The organism is Nonomuraea maritima, from assembly GCF_900100395.1.
GTDB lineage: Bacteria > Actinomycetota > Actinomycetes > Streptosporangiales > Streptosporangiaceae > Nonomuraea > Nonomuraea maritima.
On sequence record NZ_FNFB01000026.1, the window covers coordinates 88,596 to 99,295 of the forward strand.

Annotated in this window: 13 protein-coding genes; all 13 read right to left on the minus strand. The window is 68.4% G+C overall.

The genetic code is table 11. From position 1 onward, the window contains the following. Positions 1-47: 47 nt before the first annotated feature. Positions 48-1,580 carry a YifB family Mg chelatase-like AAA ATPase gene (locus BLR04_RS30490; RefSeq protein WP_090771745.1) on the minus strand — a complete coding sequence of 511 codons (1,533 nt, stop codon included), beginning with the start codon at positions 1,578-1,580 and terminating at the stop codon, positions 48-50. Continuing rightward, positions 1,581-1,940, minus strand: a complete 360-nt coding sequence (locus BLR04_RS30495; protein ID WP_090771747.1) for a YraN family protein — start codon at positions 1,938-1,940, stop codon at positions 1,581-1,583. A gap of 1,090 nt (positions 1,941-3,030) precedes the next feature. Continuing rightward, on the minus strand, positions 3,031-3,354 hold the full coding sequence (locus BLR04_RS30500) for a DUF2469 domain-containing protein (protein WP_026215037.1): 324 nt from the start codon (positions 3,352-3,354) through the stop codon (positions 3,031-3,033). A 39-nt stretch (positions 3,355-3,393) separates the two neighbouring features. Continuing rightward, positions 3,394-4,062 carry a ribonuclease HII gene (locus BLR04_RS30505; RefSeq protein ID WP_090771749.1) on the minus strand — a complete coding sequence of 223 codons (669 nt, stop codon included), beginning with the start codon at positions 4,060-4,062 and terminating at the stop codon, positions 3,394-3,396. A gap of 52 nt (positions 4,063-4,114) precedes the next feature. After that, positions 4,115-4,687, minus strand: coding sequence for a signal peptidase I (gene lepB / locus BLR04_RS30510; RefSeq protein WP_090771751.1), 573 nt, complete (start codon positions 4,685-4,687; stop codon positions 4,115-4,117). Positions 4,688-4,712: 25 nt separating this feature from the next. Further along, the gene (lepB, locus tag BLR04_RS30515; protein ID WP_090771753.1) at positions 4,713-5,519 is read right to left on the minus strand and encodes a signal peptidase I; all 807 of its coding nucleotides are present in this window, start codon (positions 5,517-5,519) and stop codon (positions 4,713-4,715) included. Positions 5,520-5,719: 200 nt separating this feature from the next. Further along, a complete protein-coding gene (gene rplS / locus BLR04_RS30520) occupies positions 5,720-6,082 on the minus strand; it encodes a 50S ribosomal protein L19 (protein WP_090771755.1) in 363 nt (120 codons plus the stop codon). A 157-nt stretch (positions 6,083-6,239) separates the two neighbouring features. Continuing rightward, on the minus strand, positions 6,240-7,019 hold the full coding sequence (gene trmD, locus BLR04_RS30525; RefSeq protein ID WP_090771757.1) for a tRNA (guanosine(37)-N1)-methyltransferase TrmD: 780 nt from the start codon (positions 7,017-7,019) through the stop codon (positions 6,240-6,242). Further along, positions 7,019-7,519 carry a ribosome maturation factor RimM gene (gene rimM, locus BLR04_RS30530; RefSeq protein WP_090771759.1) on the minus strand — a complete coding sequence of 167 codons (501 nt, stop codon included), beginning with the start codon at positions 7,517-7,519 and terminating at the stop codon, positions 7,019-7,021. The genes trmD and rimM overlap by 1 nt, the downstream gene beginning before the upstream one ends. Before the next feature lie 66 nt (positions 7,520-7,585). Then, entirely contained in the window at positions 7,586-7,831 is a 246-nt protein-coding gene (locus tag BLR04_RS30535; RefSeq protein WP_043634919.1) for an RNA-binding protein, read from the minus strand. Between the two features lies 1 nt (position 7,832). Next, a complete protein-coding gene (gene rpsP / locus BLR04_RS30540; RefSeq protein WP_090771761.1) occupies positions 7,833-8,285 on the minus strand; it encodes a 30S ribosomal protein S16 in 453 nt (150 codons plus the stop codon). Positions 8,286-8,540: 255 nt separating this feature from the next. After that, positions 8,541-10,082, minus strand: coding sequence for a signal recognition particle protein (ffh, locus tag BLR04_RS30545; protein ID WP_090771763.1), 1,542 nt, complete (start codon positions 10,080-10,082; stop codon positions 8,541-8,543). Between the two features lie 57 nt (positions 10,083-10,139). Then, positions 10,140-10,700: GTP-binding protein (locus BLR04_RS30550; RefSeq protein ID WP_245740725.1), on the minus strand; the 561-nt coding region annotated here is incomplete at its 5' end.

Sequence of the window (10,700 nt, forward strand, 5' to 3'; positions counted from 1 at the left end):
GTGAATGGTGGTGGCGGCCGGCGCGGAGCCAGCGGCAGGGGCGTTCGTCACTTCACACCGAGCCAGAAACCGAGCGCGGTGTGCGTCTCTTCTTGTCCGGGGCTGTCCTTGCCGGCCAGATCGGCGAGGGTCCAGGCGACCCGTACGACCCGGTCGAGGCCGCGGGCCGTCAGCGTGCCCGAGTCGAGGCAGGACGTCATGGGCTGCATCGCGGCCGCCGGAGGACGGTAGTCGGAATGCAGCACGGCGGACGGGATCTCGGCGTTCAGCCGCCACGGTGTGCCCGCCAGGCGTTTGGCGGCTCGATCACGGGCCAGCAGGACGCGTTCGGCCACCGTCTCGCTCGTCTCCACGAACTGGCGGTCGGCCAGCAGTTCGCGTCTGGACGAGCGGGCCACGGTGGCCTTCATGTCGATGCGGTCGAGGAGCGGCCCCGACAGGCGTCCGAGGTAGCGCCGCCTGACCGTGGGGGTGCAGGTGCAGCGCTCGGTCTGGTCCTCCGCCCTGGCGCAGGGGCACGGGTTGGCCGCCAGGACTAGCATGAACCTCGCCGGGAACGTGACCGAGCCCGCCGCCCTCGACACCGTCACCCGCCCTGACTCAAGCGGCTGCCGCAGAGCGTCGAGGACGTGTCTCGCGAACTCGGGTGCCTCGTCCATGAAGAGCACGCCGCGGTGGGCGAGCGAGACGGCCCCGGGGCGGACGACCGTGCTGCCGCCTCCGATGATCGCCGCTGTGGTCGCCGTATGGTGCGGGCTGACGAACGGGGGACGGCTCAACATCGGAGCGTTGGACGTCAGCGTTCCCGCGACGGAATGGATCGCCGTGACTTCCAGGGAGTGGTCGAGGTCGAGCCGTGGCAGCAAGGTGGGCAGCCGTTCGGCCAGCATGGTCTTGCCGGTGCCCGGGGGCCCGAGCATCCAGAGGTTGTGACCGCCCGCCGCGCACACCTCAAGAGCTCGGCGGGCGACCGGCTGCCCGACGACCTCGGCCAGATCGACCTCACCGGCCGTTTCGGGCTGGGGCTGCTGCGCAGGCTCCGCGGCCTCGGGTTGCGGCGGCTCCTCGCCCTTGCGCAGCCACTCCACGAGCTCCCGCAGGTGCCCGACCGGGACGACCTTCAGCTCGGGTACGAGCGATGCCTCCGCCGCATTGCCGGACGGGACCACGGCCGTCACCTCGCCGTGCTGGGCCGCGCCCAGAACCGACGGCAGCACACCGCGTACGGGCCTGATGCGGCCGTCGAGGCCGAGCTCGCCCAGGAAGACCGGGTCGGCGATGCGCTCGGCGGGCACCACCCCGGCCGCGCCCAGGATCGCGACCGCTATGGCGAGGTCGAACTGCGAGCCGCGTTTGGGCAGGCTGGCCGGGAAGAGGCTGACGGTGATGCGGGCGTCCGGCCATGGATAGTGGCTGTTGACCACGGCCGACCTGACCCGGTCGCGGGCCTCGCTGAGGGCCGTGTCGGGAAGCCCGATGAGGTGGATGCCGGTCAGGCCGTTGCCCACGTCGGCCTCGACCTCGACCGTACGGCCTGCGACCCCGACCAGCGCCACGCTGCGGGTGCGGGCCACCGCCACCTACATCACCCCCCGTACGTGGCGCAGGGCGAAGTCGCCCGCGAACCGTTCCAGCGCGACGACGTCCACGCGTACGGTCTCGAACGTGCGCGGCTGCGTGGCCAGCCACCGGGTCGCGAGCATGCGCAATCTGGCGAGTTTGGCGGGACGTACGGACTCCAGAGCCGTGCCGTGGGAGCGGCTCGATCGGGTTTTCACCTCGACGACGACCAGGTGCGGGCCATCCTCCGCCAGGATGTCGATCTCACCGTCACGGCAGCGCCAGTTGCGCTCGATCACCGTCATGCCCTGGCGTTCCAGATAGGTCGCGGCTATCTGTTCGCCCTGTCTGCCGAGATCAAGCCTGCTGTCCGGCTTCATCAGCCACCTCCGTCGGGATAGGTCGGGGTCCGGTCACCGACCTTCGCGAAAACGAGACCCCACCAGGGCCCCAGAACGGAGTTCTGTGGACAACAGGCCAGGACGGCAGCACGGCTGTGGACAACCCGATAACCCGCGATGCCTTCCATGCCCCATCGGACAAGACAGCCCCTCGGCATACGGGGTTCGCTCCATCCAGGCGGGCCGGCTCAACGTGAAGGAACGGGCTCCCAACGCGTAGTGCGGCTCATGGTGGTCGCGGCAGCGCAGACACCCACAGACGTCCCCGAACTTGCCGAAAACGCCAGGCAACGGCCCCGCCCCAGGCCGGGGCACCACTGAACGGATCAGTCAGAGGCGAACCGCTGTCACCACCGGCCTACCGGCACAGCTCCACCAAGCGCGGCGTACAGCGCCTCATACGTGAGGACGGAAGGGCCGACGCGCATGCGAGTCCCCTCGATCATGACGAAACCGCCGGCTGGTGCCTTCGTGGTTGCCGAGACTGCCGAGCAACGGGCTCAACCCCAACGGGCGGGGTCCCCCTGGAACGGATCACGGTATCGGCAGCGAATCCACTGCTGACCGGCCGGCGCGAATGGATGCTGGAGCCCTGATCCGCCGGAGAGCGACAGCCGCTTCTCCGGGAACCCAGGAGGCGCTCCTTCACGAGCCCGGGCGCATCTGCATGACTCCGGGTGCTCCTCCCCGAGCGTGGCTGCGCCATGAGGGAACCCCCGGCCTGCTGCTGTAGCAACCCGGTCCATTCGGAGGCCGTGGTGGGCCTCATCTGCCGAAGGCAAGCCCTGTGTGGCGCGCGTGGCGTTCGATGGAACCCGCGATGACGTGCAGATGAGCCGGCTTTCCCCATGCCCGACGAAACTGTCTGGGAGCAGGGCGAAACATGCCGTTGCGGGCCGGAGGCGGCCGAGCGTGTCGTCAGGCTCTCAACGGCTCGACGCCGGCTGCTGGCCCCGCTCACCATGGTCGGTACGCCCCAGTTCCGTGTGCGGACGGACCCACCACCGTAGAGACGCACGCGGCCAAGCCCCCGTCGCACCTGCGACGCGAGCCGGCCCTCACACCAGCGTTACCCGGAGAAGCCCTCCTTGGGCATTTCGAGGTCGGCCTTGGCCAGTTCTTCCACGTTCACGTCCTTGAACGTGACCACCCGTACGTTCTTCACGAACCGCGCAGGGCGGTACATGTCCCACACCCAGGCGTCCTGCATCTTGACGTCGAAGAAGACGTCGCCGTTCTCGGCCGTGCGGACGTCGAGGTCGACCGAGTTGGTCAGGTAGAACCGACGCTCAGTCTCCACCACGTAAGTGAACAAACCGACGACATCGCGGTATTCGCGGTAAAGCTGCAGCTCCATCTCGGTCTCGTACTTCTCGAGATCCTCTGCGCTCATCGCGGTCCTCCTGTCGTACCGGTCCCCCGGTGTGCCTGCTCAGGCAACCCCGGCCCCCATCTCATTCTCGCCCATCCGCCTCGCCACCGTGACGAAGGAGTAGCGGTGGTCAGGACATGGGCCGTGCGCCTGCAGCGCCAGCCGGTGTCCTGGTGTGACATACCCCTTGTGATCGGCGAACCCGTACTGCGGGTAACGCTGGTCGAGCGCCACCATCAGGCGGTCCCTGGTCACCTTCGCCACGATCGACGCGGCAGCCACACAGGCGGCCACCTGATCACCCTTCCACACCGCCAGCGACGGGGCGGGCAGGCCAGGCACCGGGAACCCGTCGGTGAGGATGTACTCCGGATCACATGGCAACTGCGCGACGGCCCGCCGCATTCCTGCGACGTTGCACTTGTGCAGACCTTTGGCGTCGATCTCCTCCGGCGGGATGATCACGACCCCGACGTGCGAGGCGCGCACGATCTTCTCATAGAGACGTTCGCGCACGGCGGGGGTGAGCAGCTTGGAGTCGGCCAGGCCGTCGATCCGCTTGCGCAGGATGACGGCCGCGACCACGAGCGGCCCGGCGCACGCCCCCCGTCCGGCCTCGTCGACACCCGCGATGGGGTTGAGGCCGCGGCGGGCGAGCGCCCGCTCGTAGGCGTAGAGACCGGAGTCGCGCCGGATGACGCTGGGCCGTGGGCGGAACGCAACTGTCATGACACAGGCAGCGTACGCCCCATTCGCCGTGAACCGCGACCGAAAGCCCGCTCTACTTGACCTTGTCGAAGATGTCGGGCTGGGAGAAAAGATAGCCCCGCGACAGCGGCCAGTAACGCACGACAGCCTTGCCGATGACATCGTCCACCGCGATGAACCCGCGACCCGGCTCCTCCATGTGGGCCCGCGAGTCGGCCGAGGCGCTGCGGTGGTCGCCCATGAGCCAGAGCTTGCCCTGCGGCACCGTCACGTCGAACGTGTCGCCCGACGGGTAGTCGCCGGGGTAGAGGTAGGAGGTCTCTTCCAGCGGTGTGCCGTTGACGGTGATCCGCCGCTGCTTGTCGCAGCACACCACGTGGTCACCGCCGACGCCGATGACCCGTTTGATGGTGTCCTCGCCGTTCCAGCCCTTGAACACCACGATGTCGCCGCGCTCGGGTGCACCGGACAGCTTGTTGACGAACACCCTGTCGTTGATCAACAGGGTCTGCTCCATCGACTCGGACGGGATGTAGAACGACCCGACCACGAACGCCTGCAGCAGCAGAGCGATGCCGACCCCCAACGCGAGCAGAAGGACGGTTTCGCGGAAACCGCCCTTCTTCTTTTCCTTCTCTTTCGCCACGCCTCCGCCTTCTAGGTGACGGCCGTCAGTGTCCTTTGCGCTGCCGACGCCGACGGACCAGCACCAAGGGTACGGCCAACGCGAACCCGGCGACCATCGGCTCGGGGCCGCCGAGCGCCTGGAGCGCCGGCTGGGCGAAAGTCGCGGGGATGTCGATGGAAGTGAACCGGTTGAACGGCCACACGATCACGAACGCGCGTCCGATGACCTGGCTCTCGGGGATCGAGCCGCCCCCTGGGTCGCCGGTGTGGGAACGGGAGTCGAGCGAGACCGAGCGGTGGTCGCCCATCACCCACAGCCGCCCGGGCGGCACGGTGATGTCGAAGGACTCCATGGACGGCTCGTCACCCGGGTACAGGTAGCTCTTCTCGTCGATGGGCACGCCGTTGACGGTGATGCGGCCTTCGCTGTCGCAGCACTTGACGTGGTCGCCGCCGACGCCGATGACCCGTTTGATGTAGTCCTTCTCGCCGGGCACGAGGCCGAACGCCGTGCCGACCCACCGGAAGAACGCCGCCACCGCGTTGGACGGCTCCTCGAGCTTGAACTCGCCGTCCCAGGAGTCGACGCCGGAGAAGACCACCACGTCGCCCCGCTCGATGTCACGCGTGTGGTAGACGAGCTTGTTGACCAGGACCCGGTCGTTGGTGAGCAGGGTGTTCTCCATCGACTCCGACGGGATGTAGAACGCCTGGACCACGAACGTCTTGATGATCAGGGCCAGGACCAGGGCCACCACGACGAGAACGGGCAATTCTTTCCAGAACGAGCCCTTCTTCTCCTTGTCCTTGCCCTTGGCCGGCACCTGAGCCTCTTCCGCGACCACGTCCACCTCGTCCTCGACAGGGCGGCGCGGTGCGCCGTACTCCTGACCCTCGCTAATCGTCGCTGACGAGCCTAGATGATGCCCCGGCTCGACAACCCCCGACCGACGTTACACCCACCCCTGATTCCCTCCACATAAAAGAAAGGGGCCCGTAAAACCGAAAGGCCCGCGCGGACAGCGCGGGCCTTTCTGGAGGACGGCTCAGGTCACTTGGCGGCCGTCGTCTCACGCTTCTCGCGGATGCGGGCGGCCTTGCCGCGCAGGTCGCGCATGTAGTAGAGCTTGGCGCGGCGGACGTCACCACGGGTCACGAGGACGATCTTCTCGATGACCGGGCTGTGCACCGGGAAGGTGCGCTCGACGCCGACGCCGTAGCTGACCTTGCGGACCGTGAAGGTCTCGCGGGCGCCGCTGCCCTGCCGGCGCAGCACGAAGCCCTTGAAGACCTGGACGCGGGACCGGTTGCCTTCGACGACTCGGACGTGAACCTCGAGCGTGTCACCGGGGCGGAAGCCCGGCACGTCGCTGCGCAGGGTCGCCTTCTCGAGCTCCTGGATCTTCGTGTGCATGAGAGTCATTCCTCAACGTTTAGCGAGCACGCGGAGGTCCACCCGGCCACACCCGAACGCGAGCACGGCTACAGACGTGGACGCGCCTGCTGTCTCCGGAGGCCCGGGGTCGCATTCCCGGGCACGCAACACCGACCGCATGATGGTCGGCAGCGCTTCAGTTTGCCACATCTTCCTGGCCGACGCGAAACGCGAGCTCGTCGAGGAGCTTCCTGTCGTGCTTGTCGAGCGTGCCGGGGTCGAGCTCCCGCGCCAGCTCAGGCCGGTTGCGAACGGTACGCCGGATCGCCTGGTCACGTCGCCACCGGGCGACATTTCCGTGATGTCCGGACAGCAAAACGGGCGGCACCTCGTGCCCCCGCCACACCGGCGGCTTCGTGTAGACCGGCCCCTCGACCAGATTCTGCATCGACCCGGGCGCGAACGAGTCGTCGACGGCCGACTGGGCGTTGCCCAGCACCCCGGGCAGCAGCCGCCCGATGGCCTCGACCATGACCAGCACCGCCACCTCGCCCCCGGCGAGCACGTAGTCGCCGATGCTCACCTCGTCGACGCGCAGCCGCGTGGCGTACTCGTCCATGACGCGTGAGTCGATGCCCTCGTAACGCCCGCAGGCGAACAGCAGCCACGGCTCGTCGGCCAGCTCCTGCGCCAGCTCCTGGGTGAACGGCCGGCCGCTCGGCGTCGGCACGATCATCCGGGGGGATCCGTCGCCGACCACCGTGTCGATGGCCTCGCCCCACACCTCGGGCTTCATCACCATGCCGGGCCCCCCGCCGTAAGGGGTGTCGTCCACGGTCTTGTGCACGTCGTGGGCCCAGTCGCGGAGCTGGTGGACGCGTACGTCGAGGGTGCCGCGCTCGCGGGCCTTGCCGATGAGGGAGACGTCCAGCGGCGCGAAGTATTCGGGGAAGATGGAGATGATGTCGAGCCGCATCACAGCAGCCCTTCCGGCGGATCGACGACCAGCCTGCCCGACTCCAGGTCGACCACCGGCACGAGTGCCTTGACGAAGGGGACGAGCACGTCGTCCTGCCCCGCGCGGCGCACGACCAGAAGGTCCTGGCCGTGGTGCAGGACGTCCTGCACCTCGCCGACCGGCTCGCCCGCGACGGTCTCGACCGTCAGGCCGATGAGCTGGGCGTCGTGGAACTCGTCGGGGTCGTCCGGCGGTGTGAGCTCGGCGGAGTCGATGACCAGCATGGTGCCGCGCAGTTCCTCGGCGGCGTCGCGGCCGGTGACGCCCTCGAAGGTCACCAGCAGCACGTCCTTGTGCCAGCGGCGCCCCGCGACGACGAGCGGGCCGCGGCTCGCGGGATCGGTCGCGATCGAGGTGCCGGGGGCGAAGCGCAGCTCTGGATCGTCGGTGCGCACCTCCACGGTCACGTCGCCGCGTACCCCGTGCGGACGGCCTATCCGGCCGACGACCAGCTGCACGTAATCTGCCTTTCTCAACGCGAGCGCCCCCATCGGAACACCGATGAGGGCGCGCTTTTCCTGACGCTAACGGACTGCTTCGTGCAGATCGAGCAGATCGACCCGCACGTATTTCCCGTCGGCCAGGGCGTTCACGACCGTGCGCAGCGCCTTGGCGGTGCGCCCGCCGCGTCCGATGACCTTGCCCAGGTCCTCGGGGTGCACCCGGACCTCCAGGACGCGCCCGCTGCGAATGCGGCGTGCGCGGACCCGGACATCGTCAGGATGTTCGACGATGCCCTTCACGAGGTGCTCGAGAGCCTCCTCGAGCACGTCAGGCCTCGCCCTCGGTCTTGGTCTCGGCGGTGGCCTCGGCCGTGGCCTCGGCCTCGTCCTTCTTCTTGGCCTTCTTCGGCGTGGTGGCGGCCGTGCCGGTGTCGCCACCGGACAGGGCCTCCTTGGCCGCGGCCTCGTAGATGGCGTGACGGTCGGGAGCGGGCTCGGCGACCTTCAGCGGAGCCGGAGCCGGCTCGCCCTTGTACTTCTGCCAGTCGCCGGTGAGCTTGAGCAGCTTGAGCACCGGCTCGGTCGGCTGCGCGCCGACACCGAGCCAGTAGGCCGCACGCTCGGCGTTGACCTCGATGCGCGAAGGGTTGTCCTTCGGGTGGTACAGGCCGATCTCCTCGATCGCCCGGCCGTCACGCTTGGTGCGGCTGTCGGCGACGACGATTCGGTACTGAGCGTTGCGGATCATGCCGAGCCGCTTGAGCTTGATCTTGACTGCCACGGGTGTGGTCTCTCCTGCATTCGAGCGTGGGTGAACGGCATCTCGCCGAGTGGGGCACGACGGGACGACGCTCCAGGGACAGGCGCGTCCGGCGGGAGGTGAGAGGGCACCCGCCTGGTCACGATGTTCCAACATGTCATTGTGCCAGATCGACGGCACTGCTACGACACTGCCACAACACTGCCACGACCTCGCGCGGCGGCATGCCGCAAAGGCCCACCAAGTCCCGGTCGGCCGGGCCTTGGCGGACTGCTCCTACTGACCGGGCAGCTTCAGCTTGGACGGGTCGAACCCCGGCGGGAGTTCGAGGCCGGGCGGCAGCTTGCCGCCCAGGTTGCCCAGCACGCCACCCGGCTGCGGCTCGGCGGGAGTCTCGGCCGGGGCCTTGCCCAGCGCGGCCTTGCGCGGGTCGCCGCTGACGCGCCGTCCCTTCTTGGCCTTCTTCTGCGCCTTGGCCGCCTTACCGCGGCCGCCCGGCATGCCGGGCATGCCCATGCCGCCCGCCACTCGCTTCATCATCTTCTGTGCTTCGAAGAAGCGGGTGACCAGGTTGCTGACGGCGCTGACCGTGACGCCGGAACCGGCGGCGATGCGGGCGCGGCGCGAGCCGTTGATGATCTTGGGGTCCTGGCGTTCGGCGGGGGTCATCGAGCGGATGATGGCCGCGATGCGGTCGAGGTCGCGGTCGTCGATCGAGTTGATCTGGTCGCGCATCTGCCCCATGCCGGGCATCATGCCGAGCAGGTTCTTGATCGGGCCCATCTTCTGGACCATCATCATCTGCTCGAGGAAGTCCTCGAGCGTGAAGCTCTCGCCCGACGTGAGCTTGCCCGCCATCTTGGCGGCCTGCTCCTCGTCGAACGTCTTCTGCGCCTGCTCGATCAGGGTGAGGATGTCACCCATGTCGAGGATGCGCGAGGCCATGCGGTCGGGGTGGAAGGCGTCGAAGTCTTCCAGCTTCTCGCCCGTGGAGGCGAACATGATCGGCCGGCCGGTGATGTGGCGGACCGAGAGCGCCGCACCGCCGCGCGCGTCGCCGTCGAGCTTGGTCAGCACGACGCCGTCGAAACCGACGCCGTCCATGAACGCCTGCGCCGTCGTGACGGCGTCCTGACCGATCATGGCGTCGACCACGAACAGGGTCTCGTCGGGGCGGACGGCGTCGCGGATGTCGGCCGCCTGCTTCATCATCTCCTGGTCGATGCCGAGGCGACCGGCGGTGTCGATGATGACGATGTCATGCTGCAGGCGCCTGGCCTCGTCGACCGACCTGCGGGCCACCTCGACGGGGTCGCCGACGCCGTTTCCCGGTTCTGGGGCGTAGACGGCGACCTGGGCGCGCTCGCCGACGACCTGGAGCTGCGTGACGGCGTTGGGACGCTGCAGGTCGGCGGCCACCAGCATGGGCGCGTGGCCCTGCTCGCGCAGCCACTTCGACAGCTTGCCCGCCAGGGTGGTCTTGCCCGCACCCTGCAGACCCGCCAGCATGATGACCGTCGGCGGCGTCTTGGCCAGGCGGATCCGGCGCGTCTCGCCGCCGAGGATCTCGATGAGCTCGTCATTGACGATCTTGACGACCTGCTGCGCGGGGTTGAGCGCCTGGGAGACCTCGACTCCCCGGGCTCGCTCCTTGACATGGGCGACGAACGCCTTGACCACGGGCAGCGCGACATCGGCCTCCAGCAGGGCGATGCGGATCTCGCGGGTGGTGGCGTCGATGTCGGCATCGGACAGCCGGCCCTTGGACCGGAGGGAGGAGAAGACCGATGTCAACCGGTCGGAAAGCGTCTCGAACACGTGGTTGGCCAGTCCTCGAAGCGAATGAACGTCTAAGACTCCAGCCTAGCCGCTCCTTCAGCCGCTCCAGCCTGGCACGGCCATCCGGACGGTGAGCGCGTGTTCGACGAGCTGGATCAACGCGTTCTTGACCGAGTCCTTGGAGCGGGCGTCGAGCCGGACCATGGGGATGTGCGGCGCGAGGGTGAGAGCGTCACGCACCTCGCCGTCGTCGTGGAGGTACTGACCGTCCCAGCCGTTGACGCCCACGATGAACGGAAGCTGGGCCTCCTCGAAGTAGTCGATGGCCGGGAAGCTGTCGGCCAGGCGACGCGTGTCGACCAGCACGACCGCGCCGATGGCACCCCGCACCAGGTCGTCCCACATGAACCAGAACCGGTGCTGCCCGGGCGTACCGAACAGATACAGGATCAGGTCACGGTCGAGGGAGACCCGGCCGAAGTCCATCGCGACGGTCGTGGTCGACTTCAACGGCGTCATCCCGAGATCGTCGATACCGGCGGAGGCGTCCGTCATGACCGCCTCCGTCGTCAACGGCATGATCTCCGACACCGCCCCGACGAACGTCGTCTTGCCCACCCCGAAGCCCCCCGCGACCACGATCTTCGTCGAGGTGAG

Bases quoted from the DNA above. Each gene is read 5' to 3' on its own strand.
- BLR04_RS30495 (WP_090771747.1), bottom strand. From the start codon at position 1,940: ATGAAGCCGGACAGCAGGCTTGATCTCGGCAGACAGGGCGAACAGATA.
- BLR04_RS30500 (WP_026215037.1), bottom strand. From the start codon at position 3,354: ATGAGCGCAGAGGATCTCGAGAAGTACGAGACCGAGATGGAGCTGCAG.
- BLR04_RS30505 (WP_090771749.1), bottom strand. From the start codon at position 4,062: ATGACAGTTGCGTTCCGCCCACGGCCCAGCGTCATCCGGCGCGACTCC.
- rplS (WP_090771755.1), bottom strand. From the start codon at position 6,082: ATGCACACGAAGATCCAGGAGCTCGAGAAGGCGACCCTGCGCAGCGAC.
- trmD (WP_090771757.1), bottom strand. From the start codon at position 7,019: ATGCGGCTCGACATCATCTCCATCTTCCCCGAATACTTCGCGCCGCTG.